General features: G+C 56.8%; 12 protein-coding genes. 8 read left to right on the plus strand and 4 right to left on the minus strand.

Annotated elements, in window-relative coordinates:
* Positions 1 to 18: 18 nt before the first annotated feature.
* Positions 19 to 3,876 (minus strand): Ig-like domain-containing protein, encoded by a 3,858-nt coding sequence (locus GOX61_RS10885; protein ID WP_254436828.1) that lies wholly within the window; start codon positions 3,874 to 3,876, stop codon positions 19 to 21.
* Between the two features lie 226 nt (positions 3,877 to 4,102).
* On the opposite strand from GOX61_RS10885, the gene GOX61_RS10890 reads away from it, so the two are divergent.
* Positions 4,103 to 6,154 (plus strand): dockerin type I domain-containing protein, encoded by a 2,052-nt coding sequence (locus GOX61_RS10890; RefSeq protein WP_170333633.1) that lies wholly within the window; start codon positions 4,103 to 4,105, stop codon positions 6,152 to 6,154.
* A 48-nt stretch (positions 6,155 to 6,202) separates the two neighbouring features.
* On the opposite strand, the gene GOX61_RS10895 is transcribed toward GOX61_RS10890, so the two are convergent.
* From GOX61_RS10895 to GOX61_RS10905, 3 genes are all read right to left on the minus strand, one after another.
* Complete coding sequence (locus GOX61_RS10895) at positions 6,203 to 7,510, minus strand: HlyD family type I secretion periplasmic adaptor subunit (protein WP_170333634.1); 1,308 nt, start codon at positions 7,508 to 7,510, stop codon at positions 6,203 to 6,205.
* A complete protein-coding gene (locus tag GOX61_RS10900) occupies positions 7,510 to 9,180 on the minus strand; it encodes a type I secretion system permease/ATPase (RefSeq protein WP_170333831.1) in 1,671 nt (556 codons plus the stop codon). Before GOX61_RS10900 ends, GOX61_RS10895 begins: the two co-directional genes overlap by 1 nt.
* A gap of 478 nt (positions 9,181 to 9,658) precedes the next feature.
* Complete coding sequence (locus GOX61_RS10905) at positions 9,659 to 10,534, minus strand: MurR/RpiR family transcriptional regulator (protein ID WP_170333637.1); 876 nt, start codon at positions 10,532 to 10,534, stop codon at positions 9,659 to 9,661.
* 100 nt (positions 10,535 to 10,634) lie between these two features.
* Between GOX61_RS10905 and GOX61_RS10910 the strand changes: the two genes are divergently transcribed.
* The 7 genes from GOX61_RS10910 to GOX61_RS10940 all read left to right on the plus strand — a co-directional run bounded on the left by GOX61_RS10910 (position 10,635) and on the right by GOX61_RS10940 (position 18,514).
* Positions 10,635 to 11,420, plus strand: a complete 786-nt coding sequence (locus GOX61_RS10910; RefSeq protein ID WP_367646959.1) for an N-formylglutamate amidohydrolase — start codon at positions 10,635 to 10,637, stop codon at positions 11,418 to 11,420.
* Between the two features lie 16 nt (positions 11,421 to 11,436).
* On the plus strand, positions 11,437 to 11,955 hold the full coding sequence (locus GOX61_RS10915; RefSeq protein WP_170333641.1) for a TRAP transporter small permease subunit: 519 nt from the start codon (positions 11,437 to 11,439) through the stop codon (positions 11,953 to 11,955).
* Entirely contained in the window at positions 11,955 to 13,280 is a 1,326-nt protein-coding gene (locus GOX61_RS10920) for a TRAP transporter large permease (RefSeq protein WP_155145709.1), read from the plus strand. Before GOX61_RS10915 ends, GOX61_RS10920 begins: the two co-directional genes overlap by 1 nt.
* A 72-nt stretch (positions 13,281 to 13,352) precedes the next feature.
* The gene (locus GOX61_RS10925) at positions 13,353 to 14,384 is read left to right on the plus strand and encodes a TRAP transporter substrate-binding protein (protein ID WP_155145707.1); all 1,032 of its coding nucleotides are present in this window, start codon (positions 13,353 to 13,355) and stop codon (positions 14,382 to 14,384) included.
* Between the two features lie 93 nt (positions 14,385 to 14,477).
* On the plus strand, positions 14,478 to 15,830 hold the full coding sequence (locus GOX61_RS10930) for a glutamine synthetase family protein (RefSeq protein ID WP_170333643.1): 1,353 nt from the start codon (positions 14,478 to 14,480) through the stop codon (positions 15,828 to 15,830).
* 90 nt (positions 15,831 to 15,920) lie between these two features.
* Entirely contained in the window at positions 15,921 to 17,303 is a 1,383-nt protein-coding gene (locus GOX61_RS10935; protein WP_170333645.1) for an aldehyde dehydrogenase family protein, read from the plus strand.
* Between the two features lie 65 nt (positions 17,304 to 17,368).
* Positions 17,369 to 18,514 (plus strand): iron-containing alcohol dehydrogenase, encoded by a 1,146-nt coding sequence (locus GOX61_RS10940; protein ID WP_170333647.1) that lies wholly within the window; start codon positions 17,369 to 17,371, stop codon positions 18,512 to 18,514.
* The last annotated feature ends 65 nt before the right edge of the window (positions 18,515 to 18,579 follow it).

The raw sequence follows: 18,579 nt of genomic DNA on the forward strand, positions 1-18,579 counted from the left end.
CACTGTATTTCCCGCGGTTCAGGCCGTAGCGCCGGTCGGGTCGGTGTGAAGGATGTTGTCGGAACTCAATCCGGTCAGATCCGCCAAGCCGTCGAATTGGGCAATTGTTTGTACGCTGGCGGTGTCGGGGGCCGAATAGTCTGCCCTGACCAGAACGCTGTTGGTCCCATCTGTTGCGAGGACATAGATTTCGTCGCCTGCCAGTGCACCTGAAAGGCTCTCAATGGCAGTGGTGAGTGTATACGCATCAAGGTCCGCCAGCGTGGTGGTCAACCCGATGAAACCGGTATCGGTGCCAATTGCTCCACCGACTGCTAAGGTCTCCACATCAGTTCCATCGCCCCGCAGCGTTGAGACATCCAGACCGCTGAACATCAGCGCATCCGTCACATCTGTAGCAGGACCAATTGTGAACCCGGTAATCGTGTCTGTGCCATTGGCCGCGGGATCGGCCTCGAAGACAACAATGTCCCTGCCCGCGCCGGTCAGGTCGATCGTGTCATCGCCATCTCCGCCGCGGATCACGTCGTCGATGTTTGATGAGGTCAAGTTGTCGGCGCCGTCGGTTCCGATCTGCCACTTTGTTGGTCCGCCATCTGGTGTCGTGATGGTCAGTTCAATCGGCTTTGTCGGATCTTGTACCGTCATGGTAAACGTTACAACGGGTTGAGACAGGTCGTTGTAGCTTGTTGCGGCACCTGCAAAACTGATGGCAGACCCACCATTCGGGTTTGCGAGGAACAGATTGAAGTCGCCGTTTTCTACCTCTGATCCGGTATCGTAAGTGACGACTGATGGATCAAAACCCAGCTCGGCTGTGATTGCGAAACCGCTTGAGATGTCGACGTCGGGATCCGCGTGAATTTCAAACGTAACAGTGTTGCCGCTGCGTCCCGCTTCGGTAATCACATAGGCGGCGGGGACATGTGCCACAGCCTGATCATTGACGGGCAGCGGATCGGTTCCACCTGAAACGTTCGCAGCAGCTGAAAAATCAAGGCTGTCACCGGCGTCAATCGCAGTGAAAGCAGATGACGGTACTGTCAGGTTCCAGGTACCGTCGGCTGCGACGGTTGCGGTACCCACGGATACACTGTTGAGCGTGACATCCACGGTCTGTCCCGCACTAAGCCCGCTTGAGGTGCCCGAGACGGTCATGCCTGAAGATTTTGCATCGGCAAGCGAAACCGCGTTGTTTGGACCAACCGCGTTCATTCCGAGGATCGGCCGGAAATCGGTAGCAAGTGTCGTTGTTGCGTCGGAAATCGGATTTCCCGCAACATCTTCTACAGATGCCGTGACAGTGAAGTTTCCGCCATCCGCCAATGCATCCAGATCGGAAGCCGGGACCGTCACCTGCCAATTGCCGCCAGAGGCAGTTGCGGTGTAGTTTTGCCCCCCAAGGCTTACTGTAACGGTCTGGCCATCTTCGGCGGTCGTCGTGCCGGAAATATCCAAATCGGTGTCCTTTTCCACAACATCAAGAACTGATCCCACCGATAACGGGTTCACCGAGATGGTTGGGGCCGTAAAATCGGTTTCAAAACTGGTTGAGGCGCTATTGCTGTTGCCAGCTGCATCGCTGACCGTAGCGGTCACGTCATAGGTTTCGTTGTCCTGTAGCCCGCCAAGGGCGGTAGCGGTGTAGGTCCAGGTGCCGCTTTTCACCGTTGCGGTGCCAGTGATATCGACAGTCCCGTCTTCACGTATGATTTCAACGGTGATGATGGTTCCATCTGCGGCGTCAGAGGTGCCTGTGATCGTCAGATTTGTTCCCTGTTCGGCCGCATTCATAACAGCCCCGTCCGACAGGTTGGTGATGGCCACCGCAGGTGCGGTGAAATCGGTGTCAAAACTGCCGGTTGCCTGTGTCGCCGGGTTGCCGGCGGCGTCGGAAACATCCGCCGTGACTGCAATTGTCGACCCATCCGACAAGGTACCAAGATCGGCTGCAGGTATGTTCACGTTCCACGCGCCACCGGCAGCGGTTCCTGTGTAGGTCTGGCCATTCACTGAAACGCTTACGGTTTGCCCATCCTCGGCCGAAGTGGAGCCAGAGATCGTGAGATTGGTGCCCTGCTCCGCGGCATTCAGGACTGCGCCACCGGAATAGGTGTCGATGCTCAATGTTGGTGGTGATGTATCTGTGGATACGCCGACACTAGCTTGCGGCGCGGCAATCCCGTCTGTGTCCGTGACATCCGCTGTGACGGTGAAAGAACTGCCGTCAGCCAACGCGCCGAGATCAGCGGTTGGAACGGTTACAGACCAGGTCCCTCCAGACACCGTGCCGGTATAGCTCTGCCCATTGAGCGAGACGGTAACTTGCTGACCGTCAGGGACATTGCCCGTGGCCCCGTTGATGACAAGATCCGACCCGGATTCCGACAGATTAAGGACTGCGCCGACCGATAAAGGCGAAATCGCAATCGAAGGTCCTGTCAAATCAACGGGAACAGATACCGATGTCGGAACTGCAGGGTTCCCGGCCGCATCGCTGACCGCAACGCTGATCGCCGCCGGAGTGCCAGTCGAAAGCCCCGCCAGATCAGCGCGCGGGACGGTAACGCTCCAGCTTCCGCCCGATGCGGTTCCGGTATAGGTCTGCCCTTCGAATGTCGCCGTCACTGTTTGCCCGTCTTCGGCACTTGTCGAACCAGTCAGAACTAGGTCATTCGCCACATCGGCGAGGTCAATTGAACCACCTGCAACGGTGTCGAGCGAGATGTTGGGGGCGCCAAAATCTGTGTCGAAACTGCTGCTTGCCTGAACTGCCGGATTGCCTGCTGCATCGGAAACAACTGCCGTGGCTGTGACGGTGACCCCGTCCGGCAGGGCTGCCAGATCGCTGGCGGGGACCGTCACACTCCATTGTCCGTCTGAAACCGTTGCGGTGTAGGTTTCTCCGTTGAGCGTGACCATTACCGACTGACCGTTTTCGGCGTCAGTTGTGCCCGAGATCGTCAGGTCGGTGCCCTGTTCCAGAGCGTTCATCACAGCGCCATCCGAGAATCCGGTGATCGCCAGTGTTGGCGGTTGGGTATCAACCACGAATTCCAAGGTTTCAGCGGAGAGTTCCTCTCCATCGCTATCCAGATTTCTGACAGTGATGGTTGTCAGGCCCTGCGACAGACCGGCGGCTTCGGCTGGGGTCAGGGAAATCATCCAGCTTCCGTCAGGCTCCGGCGTGACCGTCTTTGTTACTGAACCAATCGTAACCTCCACCGTTTCCGTGCCTTGGGGGAGGGCCAGTTTCAGGTTGTCGCTGCTGAGTCCAGTCGTCTGCAACTCTGAAAGGTTCAGGCTAGGTATTTTAGGTGCCGGAGGCGCAGGTGGTGGCGCGGTGGGAGCTGGAGCAGGGGGTGTCGGTGCCGCACCTGTGGAAGGGGCGTCATCACCACCGCCGCCTCCGGCGGCCGCAGCTCCTGCGAGGCCAACTCCGCCAAGTACGGCGCCTGCGCCACCTAGGCCGCCGGTCGCTGCTCCGCCTGCTTCGGCCGCGAGGCTGAATTGAGCGATCTCGGCCACGACTCCCTCAGCAATCATGATCGCGCCGCCGTCGAGAACTTGTACGTTCTCAGCGGCCACTATCAGCGAACGGCCATCAGCCATCTTCAACAGAACATCGCCATTCTTCAGCAATTTGGCGGACCGTACACCGGGGATGGTTTCGGCAAATTGAAATGCATACAGGTCTTCGATGCTGGCCTGACCCAGCGCGGGCAATGCCATCAAACTTGAACCCAACCCTCCCGCGATTCCGCGACCAGCCCATTGCCGCATCTTGCGATCCAGCCATTGCCTCACATGCCTTTTGCGCCCGTCTTCAGGCAGATTTTCCGAGTTCGCTTGTTTATTCGAAACGGGTTCTTTCATCATCGTGCCCTCACCTTTGATGGCCGCAAGCAATCCGGCGACAGTTCGGCATTTGCCGAATTCTGTTCATTGTTCTTGTCACCCGGTTATCCATGCGGTCGGACCAGAAAAATTGAGTTAAACTGGAGCCGAACTTCTCGTTTTCACCACATTCCTGCTCTGGTTTCGGTCCGGGCGCTTGATCATCCTGATTTCAATGCCAGCGGTGGCATGGGGGTGATTTGCAATGACGCTTCAGTTCGAAAGAGTGGTGGCAACGGGGAAGCCGGCGCTCGATTCAGGTATCGGCGATACGGCTTTAAAAACGTTTAACGGTGTCACGTATCTGTACAGCACGACCGGTCCTGGCGGCGGAGTCGTGGCCTGGCGGATTGTGGAGGGTGGTGCTCCGCAAGTAATCGATGAACAGTACTTTACTGGTTCTATCAGCATGCAGGTCGGACGCAGTGGTGTGCCCGTGTCGCTGGCGGGAAATGATCAACTGATATTGGATGTTGATACGGCTACGGGCCTTGTTGGATACGCACTCAACGCCGACGGAACCATCGGCGCGCTGCAGGAAACCGGAACGCTGATCGGTGGAGGCGATATCTCTGCAGTGGTTCAGGTGTCTTTGGGTGCGACGAGCCTGCTGACCATTGCGCATGAAGATACCGACCAGATCAACACGTATAGTGTAAACGCAGACGGATCGCTGAGCCTGACCGGAGCAATCTCGGGGGTGGCCGATTCGCTTCAGACACTGCAGGTGGGTACGGGGCAGTTCATCGTCGCGGCGGATGCGGCCAGCAATTCGATCAACACTTATGGGATCAATCCGAATTCGGGCGTGCTGAACACCATCGACAACGGGGATGCGATTGCGACGCTTGGAATCAACGCCCCAACTGCAGTTGAAGTGGTGCAGGCTTACGGAAATTCCTGGGTTGTCGTGGCTGGCGCGGGCAGCAACTCAATCAGTGTCATGCATATGGGTGCGGACGGAAAACTGACGCCTACAGATCACGTACTGGACACGCTCCATACCCGATTTGAATCGGTTCAGGACCTGTCAGTTATTGAGGTCGATGGCAGAGTGTTTGTTGTGGCAGGTGGGGGGGATGACGGGATCACTCTGTTCACCATGACGCCCGAAGGCCAGCTCATCCATCTGGACAGTTTCGCAGATACGCTGGCCAGCGGGTTGCAGAATGTTCAGACGCTGTCTGTTGCCCATGTGGGGGACGAACTGCAGATATTTGCGGCTTCGCAAGAGGATGCAGGTCTGACTCAGCTGACGGTTTCGGTTGGGGATCTGGGTGTTGTTCGTGAGGGGTCTGGTGTGGTTTCAGGCTCGGCACAGGATGATATGTTGACCGGTGGTATCCTCAGCTCAACTCTGTCCGCCGGAGATGGAGATGACATTCTCATCGCGGGCACGGGTGCCACGACGATGAGTGGTGGAAGCGGAGCGGACATTTTTGTTATGCGTTCTGGCAGCGAACTGACCACGATTATCGATTTCGAAGCCGGCACCGACAGGTTGGATTTGTTCGACTATCTACTTTTGCGCAGCCCGGCCCAGCTAAGTTTCAACTCAACGGCGCAGGGTGCCCGGATCGAATACCGTGACGAAACGATCGAGGTCATTTCAGCAGCAGGTGGACCACTGACAAGTGCGGATGTGTTTGGGAGCGGTTTTGACGGACCTGACCACGTACCGGTTTATTTTGGGGATTTCGGTGGCCTGACCCCGCCCGGTTCGCCCGGTGTTGTGGGGGACGTCAAAATCAGTACGGAAACAGCCAACCCGGCGCTCGCTGATGCGGAAATCCGGTTTACACCACAGGGTGGAGGGACCGTCGTAGCCACTGCAGATTCCGCAGGGCGGTTTGACTTGGGTCTGCCTGACGGAACATTTCAGGGCGAGTTTGACGTCGTCAAAAGTTACTCCACGGCCAGCGCTGAGATTACTGCGCTTGATGCGCTGCAGGTACTACGCATGTCCGTTGGACTGGATCCGACATGGGGGCCCGCCGCCCCAGAGAACTTGATTGCGGCGGATATTAATCAGGATGGGACGATCAACGCACTTGATGCGCTGGCCATTCTTCAAGTTGCCGTTGGTCAACCCACTCCGCATGAAGCGAAGTGGGTCTTTCTGGATGCTGATGCCGATCTGTCCGGTATGACCCGAACCAATGTCGACTACGAAACAGGTGTGTCAGTCACAGCGGTCGACGGGGTGGTGACAACCGAGATGACCTCGATCCTGCTGGGTAATCTCGAAGCCGTTTGAATGCGCGCTGCCTGAAACCCGATCTTGGGCGGCGCGCTTTCTACCCGGTTATTCGCGGAAGGCCCGATTGAAGTAATCCGCCAGCGGTTTGACAAGATATGACAGCGGTGTCCGTTCATCTGTCTTGATCAGTGTCTCGACCGGCATGCCCGGCAGCAGGTTTTGCCCATTCAGGCGTTCGACCTGCCCCTCATCCGGAACAACCTCGGCGCGATAGAAGGTCAGCCCCGAGTTTTCATCGGTGAAGGTATCAGCGGATACGTTGATCACATGACCTTCGATTTCTGGTGTGTCCTTTTGATTAAAGGCTGGAAATCGTAAGGCAACAGGCTGACCCAGATGCAATTGATCCACATGGATGGCATCCACCCGGGCGGCTACCAGCAATGGCGTGTCCTGTGGCACAACATACATCATCGGTTCAGCGGGTTGGATCACCGACTGCACAGCAAAGACCTGACTGCCGTAGACTGTCCCCGACACAGGCGAACGAATGTCGAGGCGTGACAGACGCTCGGTCAGCGACAACCTTTGTTCCGACAATTCCACGACCTGTGACTGAACATCCCGCAATTGGGTAATTGCCTCTTCCCGCCGGGTGGCAGAAAGTTCGACAATCTGAATTTCGGTTGCTGCAATCTGCCCTTTGAGCCGCGCGACTGCTGCTTCCAGATTGCCGATCTGGCCAGTCAGGCTGGCTTCTTCTCGTTGCAGGGCCGAGACGCGACTGGCCTGGGTCAGGCCGCGCGTCAGCAGGCTCTGCTGATCTTCCAGCTCTTCGCCGATTAGTTCAACTTGTCGGCGCAACGAAACCAACTGGGCTTCGGTTCCATCGATTTCACTTTCGATCTGAATTCTTTGCTTACCAAGCTGGTCGGTCTTCTGGGCAAGAGTTTCCAGACGTGCCGCAAACAGGCGGGCCTGACCTGCCAAAAGCCCCGGATCGATTGGTTCCTGATCTTTCAATTCCTGCAATTTTGCGTCCAGCATGGCCTTGTCCACACCATCACGCTCAGCTTCCAGTCGGGTTTTGCGGGCCAGCAGCTCGAACAGTTGAGATTCAACGATGAACTTTTCAGATGCCAGAAAGGTATCATCCAACCTCAGCAACATGGCACCGGAAGCAACCTCATCACCGTCGCGGACGAAGATTTCCCCAACAACACCCCCGTCAGGGTGCTCGATCACCTGCCGGTTGCTTTGAACCTCGATCACGCCCTGAGAGACAATTGCGCCGGCCAGACGGGTCCGAACACTCCATACACCGATGCCGCCGACAAGGATGGCCAGTGCGACAAAGCCGACAATGGCCGGACCGGTAATGCGCCAGGCTGGCCGTGTTTGGTTACCCGCCATTATTCACCCACCTTGTTGAGTTGCCGCTTGATGACATTGGCGTTCTGCACCATCGAACCCAGTACCTCGTCTCGGCTGCCGGATTTGACGACTTGCCCCTTTTCGATGACAACCAGATCATCACATTCCGAGATCGCCTGTGGTCGGTGTGTCATGACAATTGCTGCTTTGCCTTCTGCTTTCAGGCCGCGGATCGCTGCGTTCAATGCCTCGGTCCCATCGGCATCAAGGGCCGAGTTCGGTTCGTCCAAGATCAGCAGAACCGGGTCGCCATATAACGCTCTTGCCAATGCGATCCTTTGTTTTTGACCACCGGAAAGCTGACTGTCATTTCCTTCCAGGAACGTATCGTATCCCTTTTCCAGGCTCAGGATCAGTTCATGCGCGTTTGCCTTTCTGGCAGCGGCGACGACCGCGTCAGGATCTGGCTGTTGTGACATTCGGGCGATGTTTTCCGCCACCGTTCCATTGAACAACGTGACCTGTTGCGGCAGGTAACCCACGTGGCGACCCAGATCATTCGGATCGTATTGATCCAGTGTGGCACCACCCAGTCTGATCTCGCCGACCGCAGGCGGCCAAAGGCCCAGCAAGGCCTTGGCAAGGGTGGTTTTGCCTGAGCCGCTTTTGCCGATAACGCCAAGGGCCTTCCCGGGTTCGAGCTGCAGCGAAGCGTTGCGCAAGGTCGGTCCAGTTGCACCGGGGGGGATCACCGTCAGACCCTTTGCCGTCAGCCGCGCTTCGGGAACCGGCAGTTTGGTTCGAGGCGCTTCGGGTGGCGTACTATCGAGGAACTGATTCAATGAGGACCACGCTGATCGTGCTCTCTCGATCGTGCCCCATTGCCCTACGGCCTGTTCCACGGGCGCCAACGCGCGGCCCAACAGGATGGACCCTGCGATCATTGCGCCAGCCGTCATTTCGTTTTGCAGCACCAGCCACGCCCCCAAGGCCAGCATCGCGGATTGCAGGAACAGGCGCAGGGATTTTGTCAGTGAGGTAAAGCTGCCGGTCCAGTCACTGGCAGCGATCGTTTGCGACAGCGCGTCAGAGCGTTGCTGCAACCAGCGCTTTGTGACGTCTTCCTGCATGCCCTGCGAGCGCACGACTTCGGCTGCCTGACGTGCGTGTTCCGAGAATGAGTTTGCGCGCGCCGAGGCAGATTGCGCTGCGGCCACTTTGCGATGGGTCAGTGCCTGATTGAGTATTGCAATCACGATCAACAATGCACCACCACCTACGGCGAGCCACCCCAGCAGGGGATGAAACAGGAATATGGCCGCCAGAAAAACCGGGGTCCATGGAATGTCCATGACTGCCAGCAAAATAGGCGATGAGCAGAGGTTCTGAATCGATTCCAAATTGCGCAGCGCCGTTGCCGGGGCTGAACGCGCCTGCGGAAGCAGGGCGCGGCGCAGAGTGGCATCGAAAACGCGTTGATCCAGTGTGGATTGAAACCTAGCCCCGAACCGGGCCACAATGCGGCCCCGGGCGAAATCAAGCATCGCCATCAGCCCATAGAGCAAAGCCACCAGAAGGAAGAGCGCGGTCAGTGTCTCAACCGCACGTGAACCCAACACCCGGTCATAGACCTGCAGCATGAACAGTGGACCCGTCAGCATCAGCAGGTTTACGAAGATGCTGAACAAAAAGGCCAGGGCTAGGAACATCGTCCCCTGATTGCGCACTTTACGAAGCTCGTGGCGCGGCGGTGCAGATGCTTGGTTTTTGAAACTCACGATGCGTGGCCCTTGTCTTTCATTCGAGGCATCTTTGACAGGCCAAAGCGGTACAGGTTTTGGCCAACAGATATCAATATGCCCATTGTGCGTATCAGTAGCGAACAACTAGCTGTAGAGGCGCTGGCAACGTAAGGGTGAAAGCTGGCGATAGTTTGCTCGCCCGGCTGGTTTTCTCTCACGTTTTGCGAGAATGCTGAAAATATGATGGATTTGGTAGGCAATAATTTTCCTGTTTTGATCTACTGGCGGCAAAGGATTGTCAGAACAGGCGGTGTAGTTGTGCCACTGCCGTAGCAAATCCAAGCCTCTGATAATACTAACTTATATTAGTAGTTAGTCTTGAGCCTGTGGCAGGTCAAATGAGATCAAGCACTTCAATGCGATTGAAATGTAATGATTTTAGCCGTCACGTTTCGTGGCTGCGAAAAATCCGGGTCGAAGAGAAATAGCGTTCCAGCTCTTCGATTCGTTCCTTGCTTTCATCCCAGCGCGCTTCTTGCACTTCGGCAATCAGAGTTTCCGAGATCAGTTGCAGGGCGATGGTCGAATCCCAACTGGATGGCGCCTCGACCAATGCATGAAACGTGTAGTTAGCGGTCCTGCCGATGGGAGAACCCCATTGGTCGGTGAACAGAACCACCGTAACTCCTCGGCTCGACGCAACCTGAGCCAGCTTTTCCAGATGTGCCTCATACCGGCGGATGTCGAAGATCACCAAGACCGATGCTTCGTCCATATCCAGCAGATATTGAGGCCAGACATTGGCGGAATTGCCCAACATGGTCACGTTGGGGCGAATGATCTGCATATGGTTGAACAGGTAATCGGCGTTAGATCGGGTGATGCGCCCGCCAACCACATAAAGATGCCGATCCGTGTCTGCCAATAGCTGAGCAACCGCGTCGAACATCTCTTTGTCGAGGCGTTCCAGCGTGTGGCGCATGTTGGTCCAGACGGCCTGTGCAAACCGGGTGATAGGATGCTCGGCCTCGTCATCCACAACCCAGGCGTCGCGCTTGGAGATCGGTTTCTTGATCTGCGCTGCGACCTCTTCGCGGAGCGCTTCCTGCAAGTCCGGGAACCCGTCAAAACCCAACTTGCGCGCCATGCGGATCACAGTCGGGGTCGAAACCTGAGCCGCTGCCGCGAGCTTGGTGATCGATTGCAACCCGGCCATGGGATAGTCCTGCAGCAGGATCGAGGCAAGCTGGCGCTCTGACCGGGTCAGGCCATCAAGCTCATCCTGTATTCGCTGTTTGACAAGTTTGGCGACGGTTGCCATCGGCCCCTCTTTTTCAATTCTCTACAGAATATTTGTGTTTGTAATTTTGTCTACAGTAATTTTCTTGACAGGTTAGTTTCCGCTGTAGCAAATGTTACCTATGCCAATTGATACCGAGTCATCATTGCTACAGCCGACCGAGGCACCAGCGGCACGCGCACTGAATGCGCGGGGCGGTGCGTCTGCCGTTCTGGTCTGCGAGCATGCCAGTCGTTTTATCCCGGCGTCTTTGAACGGGCTGGGGCTGGATGAGGCTGCTGCGCGTTCGCACGCGGCCTGGGATATCGGTGCGTTTGAGTTGTCTGTGGAACTGATGGGGGCGCTGGACGCGCCATTGGTTCACTCGCGTGTCAGCCGATTGGTCTATGACTGCAACCGCCCGCCAGAACGTGCGGATGCGATGCCTCAGCTAAGCGAAGTGTTCCCGGTTCCCGGCAACCAAAATCTGTCCGATGATCAACGGACCCGGCGGATACGGGAAGTTTATGAGCCGTTTCGGCAGCTGCTGGCATCGACATTGGACGCAAGGCCCGCACCGCCTGTGCTGATTACCATCCACAGCTTTACACCGGTATATAAGGGTGAGGTTCGGGCCGTCGAACTGGGCATTCTGCACGATGCGGATGATCGTGCGGCTCAGATCATGCTTCGTCATGCCAAAGACTGTGGACTGCGCGTGGCATTGAACGAACCTTATTCCGCCACCGATGGTGTCACTCACACGTTGCGTGAGCATGCGATCTCACGTGGCATTCCAAATGTGATGATCGAAGTGCGCAACGATCTGATCGACACACCCACAGGCATAAATCGCATCGCCGGTCAGCTGGCGCCGATCCTGCGATCAGTGGTCGATGAGCTTTCTCAGGTTGAGGCAAAGATATGAGAGCAGGAAAGCAGGCATGAAGTTCATGCGGGGATATGTGGCGGTCATTGACCGTATGAACCGCTGGATTGGCCGTGTGGTCATGTACGGCATCTTTGTGATGATGGGCATTCTGCTCTGGTCTTCGGTCTCAAAAACTTTCTTTCTTCCATCGCTCTGGACCTTGGAAATGGCGCAGTTCGCGATGGTTGCCTACTACATCCTTGGCGGGCCTTATTCGGTTCAGATGGGATCGAATGTACGGATGGACCTTCTCTATAGTGAATGGTCGCATCGCAGACGGGCCTGGACCGATGCGATTACCGTGTTTTTCCTGATCGTCTATCTCGGCGTGATGATTTATGGCGGGTACGACTCGCTGAGCTATTCGTTGCAATATGGCGAGCGCAGCCCGACCGCCTGGCGACCCTATCTCTGGCCGATCAAGGTGATCATGGTCTTCGGCCTGTTCCTGATGCTGCTGCAGGCCATATCCGAGCTTTTCAAAGATATTCTCCGCCTTAAGGGCGACGACATCCCGCGTGAGGTGATCTGATGTCATACGAATTGATCGCCATCCTGATGTTCTCGACCATGATGCTGATGCTGCTGACCGGGCAGCGTGTATTTGGTGCCATCGGGTTTGTTGCTGTCGTCGCCGCGCTTTTGCTTTGGGGCGACCGCGGGGGGTACGATATCGGCTTTGCCGCCGCCATGAAGCTGATGAAATGGTATCCGCTGCTGACGCTGCCGATGTTCATCTTCATGGGCTATGTATTGGCAGAGTCCAAAATCGCCGACGATCTCTATAAGATGTTCCACGTCTGGATGGGCGGGCTGAACGGTGGTCTGGCCATCGGTACAATCGGGCTGATGGTTCTGATATCGGCCATGAACGGATTGAGCGTTGCCGGTATGGCCATCGGTGCCACCATCGCTCTGCCGGAATTGCTCAAACGCGGCTATAACAAGAAGATGGTGACCGGGGTCATTCAGGCCGGGTCATCCCTGGGCATTCTGGTGCCGCCATCTGTGGTGCTTGTGCTTTATGCAATGATTGCAAGGCAACCGGTTGGTCAGCTTTGGCTGGCGGGTATTCTGCCGGGTCTGATGATGGCGGCGATGTTCATTCTGTACATCGTGATCCGCTGCAAGATTAATCCGGAATTGGGCCCTGCGCTGCCGAAGGAAGAGCGTGATGTGCCGATGGCGGAAAAACTGCGCCTCTTGCGCGCGGGTCTGCTGCCGATCGGGATCTTTGCTGCGATGATGGTTCCCTTTGTCAACGGCTGGACCTCGCTTGTTGAAAGCTCGGCCATTGGTGCGCTGACCGCTTTTGCGGCAGCCGTTTTGAAAGGGCGAATGACCCGTGAGGTCTTTGAAACCTCTGTTCGCTCAACCCTTGGCATCACCTGCATGTTCATGTGGATTATTCTTGCCGCATTGGCGTTTGGCGCGGTGTTCGATGGTCTGGGTGCGGTGCGTGCGATCGAAAATCTGTTCACGGAACGTCTGGGCCTGAACCCGTGGATGATCCTGATCCTGATGCAGCTCAGCTTTATCCTGATGGGCACCTTTCTGGACGATACCGCGATGCTGGTGATCGTTGCCCCGCTATACGTCCCGCTTGTGGGCGAGTTAGGTTTCGACCTGATCTGGTACGGCGTGCTTTATACGATCACCACGCAGATCGCCTATATGACACCGCCGTTCGGCTATAACCTGTTCCTGATGCGGGCCATGGCTCCGCCCGAGATTTCACTGCGCGACATCTACGGATCGATCCTGCCATTCGTTCTGGTGATGACACTTGCATTGGCCATCATCATGACCTTTCCGCAGATCGCGCTGTGGCTGCCGGATTACATTTACAACAAATGATCCCGGACCAACCGGGACAAGGGTGAGGGGATATCCTTTCGCAAATTTGAAACTGACCAACGGAGAGAGAGAATGACGAACAGACGTACATTTCTAAAAGGGGCCGCAGCGGCACCTGCTGCTGCTTTGGCAACACCGGCGCTGGCGCAATCGACGATCAGATGGCGGATGCAGACCTATGCGGGCCCGGCACTGGCTGAGCATGTGATCGACCCTGCAATCAAGATGTTCAACGACATCGCTGGTGACCGGATGCAGATCGAGCTGTTCTATGCAGATCAGCTGGTTCCGACGGGCGAGCTGTTCCGCGCCATGCAGCGCGGCACGATCGATGCGGTGCAGTCGGATGATGACTCGATGGCGTCCCCAACCGAAGTGACCGTGTTTGGCGGCTACTTCCCGTTTGCATCGCGCTATTCGCTGGATGTACCGGTTCTCTTCAACCAGTACGGTCTGAATGAGATCTGGGACGAGGAATACTCGAAGGTCGGCGTAAAGCACATCTCTGCCGGTGCATGGGATCCGTGCCACTTTGCGACCAAAGACCCGATCAACAGTCTGGCGGACCTGAAGGGCAAGCGCATCTTTACTTTCCCGACAGCGGGTCGCTTCCTGTCGCAGTTCGGCGTTGTTCCTGTCACCCTGCCATGGGAAGACATTGAAGTTGCGGTACAGACCGGCGAGCTGGACGGCATCGCATGGTCCGGCATCACCGAAGACTACACAGTCGGCTGGGCGGACGTGACCAACTACTTCCTGACCAACAACGTGTCGGGCGCATGGGCGGGTCACTTCTTTGCCAACATGGATCGCTGGAACGAACTGCCCGAAGATCTGAAGACCCTGTTCAAGGTCTGCTGTGACCAATCACATTACTACCGTCAGTGGTGGTATTGGGGTGGCGAAGCGTCCCTGCGCGTCAATGGCGACAAGCTGAAACTGACCACGATCCCGGATGAAGAATGGGCGCAGGTCGAAGAGGCTGCCGTCAAGTTCTGGGATGAAATCGCAGCCGAAAGCCCTGTAAAGGCGAAGGTTGTCGAAATCTTCAAACAGTACAACGCAACCATGCAAAAAGCTGGCCGGCCTTATCGCTACGGCTAAGACTTTGCCAAAACGACCCGCCCCTTTTGTGGGGCGGGTCAAACGGATTGAATAGCCGGTGATCTCTGAGACCGGTCAGCATAAAGGTGGCACATGCTCACGTTCGAACATCTCAAGACCCAGGTTTCAGAAGGGGCCGTAGATACGGTTCTGGTTTGCATGGTGGACATGCAGGGCCGGTTGATGGGCAAGCGGTTTCATGCAGGGCATTTTGTGGCAGGCGCGTGGGAAGAGACCCATTGCTGCAACTATCTGCTGGCCACCGATCTTGAGATGGGCACGCCCGACGGATACGCCTCGACCAGTTGGGAGCGGGGCTATGGCGACTATGTCATGAAACCCGATCTGGATACTTTGCGCCCTGTGCCGTGGCTGGAAGGTACGGTGATGGTGATGTGCGACGTGCTGGATCACCACACGCATGATGAGGTGCCGCATTCACCTCGGGCCATCCTCAAAAAGCAGGTCAACCGTCTGAAAGCCATGGGCTATGACGCGATGACTGCTACCGAGCTGGAATTCTTCCTGTTCGAGAAGAGCTTTGACCAGATCCGCAAAGAAGGCTTCCGCGATCTGGAGCCGATCTCGGGCTATAACGAAGACTATCATATCCTGCAGACCACCAAGGAAGAGCATGTGATGCGCCCGATCCGCAACAATCTGTGGAATGCGGGCATACCGGTCGAGAACACAAAGGGTGAGGCCGAGACCGGGCAGGAAGAGCTGAACATCAAATACGCACAGGCGATGGACACGGCCGAGTATCACTCGATCGCCAAGAACGCAGTGAAAGAGATTGCCTGGCAGCATGGCCACGCCGCGACGTTCCTGCCGAAATGGCATCATGACAAGGTCGGTAGTTCCTCGCACGTGCACCAGTCGCTCTGGGCTGATGGCAAACCTGCCTTCTACGACGCATCGGATGAGTTGGGCATGTCGGCGCTGATGAAAAGCTATATGGCAGGTCTGCTGAAATATGCCGGTGATTATACCTATTTCATGGCCCCTTACATCAACAGCTACAAACGCTTCATGAAGGGCACCTTTGCACCGACACGGATCATCTGGTCAGTCGACAACCGGACTGCCGGGTTCCGTCTGTGCGGGGATGGGACCAAGGCGGTTCGAGTTGAATGCCGGATCCCGGGCTCGGACATGAACCCGTATCTGGCAATGGCCGGAATGCTGGCGGCCGGGATTTCAGGTATCGAAGAGGGTCTGGAGTTGCAGCCGCCCACCAAGGGCGATGTGTACCAAGGCGAAACCGGCATGATCCCGGGTAACCTGCGAGCAGCGCGGGATGCGTTGCATGGCTCGGCCATGTTACGTGCGTCCATGGGCGATGAGGTGGTCGATCATTATACCCGAGCGGCCGAGGTTGAGATCGAGGAATTCGAGCGCGTGGTGACGGATTGGGAAGTCGCTCGTGGGTTTGAACGGGCGTAACAGACGGGATGTGAGGCCGACCTCACATGTTTATCAGAGTTACTGAAAGAAGAAGCAGGGCGCAGACGCCCTCTATGTGGAGTTGATGGCATGAGCCAGACACTAAAATGCATCTCGCCGATTGATGGATCGGTTTATGCGGAACGTGAAGTTCTGTCGCGTGAGGCTGCGTTTGAAGCCGCAGGCCGCGCAAGGGCAACACAGGCTGAATGGGCTGCGCGTCCGTTGCAGGAGCGGATTGATCTTGTGATGGCGGGCGTGGCGGCTGTTGGCGCCATGAACGATGAGATCGTGCCCGAACTGGCGCATATGATGGGACGCCCGGTGCGTTATGGCGGTGAGTTTGGTGGCTTTAATGAGCGCGCCAGCCATATGGCCGAGATCGCCGGGGCGTCTCTTACTGACATCGCCGTGGGCGAGGACGAGACGTTCAAGCGCTACATCAAGCGCATCCCACATGGCGTGGTTTTTGTGGTTGCGCCGTGGAATTACCCCTACATGACCGCAATCAATACGGTCGCGCCCGCACTGATTGCAGGAAACACTGTGATCCTGAAACATGCCACACAGACACTGCTGGTGGGTGAGCGTATGGCACAGGCCTTCCATTCCGCAGGTGTGCCTGAGGACGTGTTCCAAAATGTGTTCCTGAGCCATGACGTGACCAATGACCTGATCGCGGGCAACGCGTTTGATTTCGTGAACTTCACCGGCTCGGTCGGTGGCGGTCAGGCGATGGAGCGTGCAGCGGCGGGTACGTTTACCGGTGTTGGCACCGAGCTGGGAGGTAAAGATCCCGGCTATGTCATGGAAGATGCCGATCTGGATGCAGCCGTTGATACTCTGATCGACGGAGCAATGTTCAACTCGGGCCAGTGCTGTTGCGGGATCGAGCGGATTTACGTGCATGAAAGCCTCTATGACGACTTCGTTGCCAAGGCAGTTGAGGTCGTAAAGGGTTATAAGCTGGGTAATCCGCTGGATGCTGAGACGACAATTGGTCCGATGGCTAATGTCCGGTTCGCTAATGAGGTCCGAGCGCAGATCGCCGAGGCTGTCGAAGCCGGGGCGGTAGCCCATATCGACACCTTCGCCGAGGATGACGGGGGCGCTTATCTGACGCCACAGATCCTGACCAGTGTCACTCATGACATGCGCGTGATGCGGGATGAGAGCTTTGGTCCGGTGGTCGGCATCATGAAAGTGTCGTCGGATGACGAGGCCATCGCGTTGATGAACGACAGCGAGTTTGGCCTGACCGCCAGCCTGTGGACCCGCGATGTGGATCGCGCGGCACGGGTAGGTGACGCCATCGAAACCGGCACTGTGTTCATGAACCGCGCGGACTATCTGGACCCCGGTCTCTGCTGGACCGGTTGCAAGAATACCGGGCGCGGCGGCGGCTTGTCCGTCATCGGCTATCACAACCTGACACGTCCCAAATCCTATCACCTCAAAAAGGTAGCGGGCTAAGGACGACATGCCTGCCTCGCTTCCCCCTCGGCGAGGCAGGCCTCTATCTTGAAGGAAACTCTGACATGAGCCTTGTTGGAAACTGGTCGTATCCGACCGCAATCAAATTTGGTGCCGGGCGCATCAAGGAACTGCCCGAAGCCTGTGCGGCTGCAGGCATGAAAAAGCCTCTGCTGGTCACGGACAAAGGGCTTGCCGATCTGCCGATTACCACAGCGACGCTGGATATCATGGAGGCGGCCGGTCTTGGCCGCGGCCTGTTCAGCGATGTCGATCCCAACCCGAATGAAAAGAACCTGGAAGCTGGCGTTGCCGCCTATAACGCGGGAGGCCATGACGGCGTGATCGCGTTTGGTGGTGGCTCAGGTCTGGACTTGGGCAAGATGGTGGCCTTTATGGCCGGTCAGACGCGGCCCGTCTGGGATTTCGAGGACATCGGAGACTGGTGGACCCGCGCTAACGCTGACGTCATCGCGCCGATCATCGCCGTTCCGACAACTGCCGGTACGGGGTCCGAGGTCGGACGCGCCAGCGTCATCACCAACTCCGAGACGCATGCGAAGAAGATTATCTTCCATCCCAAAGTTCTGCCAACAGTCGTGATCTGTGATCCTGAGCTGACAGTGGGCATGCCCAAGTTCATCACAGCGGGAACCGGCCTTGATGCCTTTGCGCATTGTGTCGAAGCCTATTCCAGCCCGCACTACCATCCGATGAGCCAGGGTATTGCGCTGGAAGGCATGCGTTTGGTCAAGGAATACCTGCCACGAGCCTATGCAGACGGTACCGATATCGAGGCGCGTGCCCAGATGATGAGTGCAGCGGCGATGGGTGCAACCGCGTTCCAAAAGGGTCTGGGTGCAATCCACGCCATGAGCCATCCTATTGGTGCGGTGTTCAACACCCATCACGGCACGACCAACGCGGTTTGTATGCCAGCGGTTCTGGATTTCAATGCGTCGGCTATTGCAGACCGGTTCAATGCGGCGGCAGCTTATCTGGGTATCGAGGGCGGTTTCGAGGGGTTCCGTGCCTTCGTACAGGAATTCAATGATTCATTGGGCATCCCGCGCAAACTGTCGGAACTGGGTGTGACCGAAGCATCAATCCCTGAATTGGTTAAGGGCGCGATCATTGACCCATCCTGCGGTGGCAACCCAATCGAACTGACCGAGGAAAATCTGACGCAATTGTTCAAAGCGGCGCTTTGATACAACCAAAAAACAGGCAGAGCAGTACGGGGCAGGGGACAGTTTCCCTGCCCCTTTTTGTGAAC

This window comes from Ruegeria arenilitoris (assembly GCF_013030265.1).
Classification (GTDB): Bacteria; Pseudomonadota; Alphaproteobacteria; order Rhodobacterales; family Rhodobacteraceae; genus Ruegeria; species Ruegeria arenilitoris_E.

Excerpts from the sequence above, each read along its gene's own strand:
- GOX61_RS10885 (WP_254436828.1), bottom strand. The coding sequence starts at position 3,876 with ATGAAAGAACCCGTTTCGAATAAACAAGCGAACTCGGAAAATCTGCCT.
- GOX61_RS10890 (WP_170333633.1), top strand. The coding sequence starts at position 4,103 with ATGACGCTTCAGTTCGAAAGAGTGGTGGCAACGGGGAAGCCGGCGCTC.
- GOX61_RS10895 (WP_170333634.1), bottom strand. The coding sequence starts at position 7,510 with ATGGCGGGTAACCAAACACGGCCAGCCTGGCGCATTACCGGTCCGGCC.
- GOX61_RS10900 (WP_170333831.1), bottom strand. The coding sequence starts at position 9,180 with ATGTTCCTAGCCCTGGCCTTTTTGTTCAGCATCTTCGTAAACCTGCTG.
- GOX61_RS10905 (WP_170333637.1), bottom strand. The coding sequence starts at position 10,534 with ATGGCAACCGTCGCCAAACTTGTCAAACAGCGAATACAGGATGAGCTT.
- GOX61_RS10910 (WP_367646959.1), top strand. The coding sequence starts at position 10,635 with ATGCCAATTGATACCGAGTCATCATTGCTACAGCCGACCGAGGCACCA.
- GOX61_RS10915 (WP_170333641.1), top strand. The coding sequence starts at position 11,437 with ATGAAGTTCATGCGGGGATATGTGGCGGTCATTGACCGTATGAACCGC.
- GOX61_RS10920 (WP_155145709.1), top strand. The coding sequence starts at position 11,955 with ATGTCATACGAATTGATCGCCATCCTGATGTTCTCGACCATGATGCTG.
- GOX61_RS10925 (WP_155145707.1), top strand. The coding sequence starts at position 13,353 with ATGACGAACAGACGTACATTTCTAAAAGGGGCCGCAGCGGCACCTGCT.
- GOX61_RS10930 (WP_170333643.1), top strand. The coding sequence starts at position 14,478 with ATGCTCACGTTCGAACATCTCAAGACCCAGGTTTCAGAAGGGGCCGTA.
- GOX61_RS10935 (WP_170333645.1), top strand. The coding sequence starts at position 15,921 with ATGAGCCAGACACTAAAATGCATCTCGCCGATTGATGGATCGGTTTAT.
- GOX61_RS10940 (WP_170333647.1), top strand. The coding sequence starts at position 17,369 with ATGAGCCTTGTTGGAAACTGGTCGTATCCGACCGCAATCAAATTTGGT.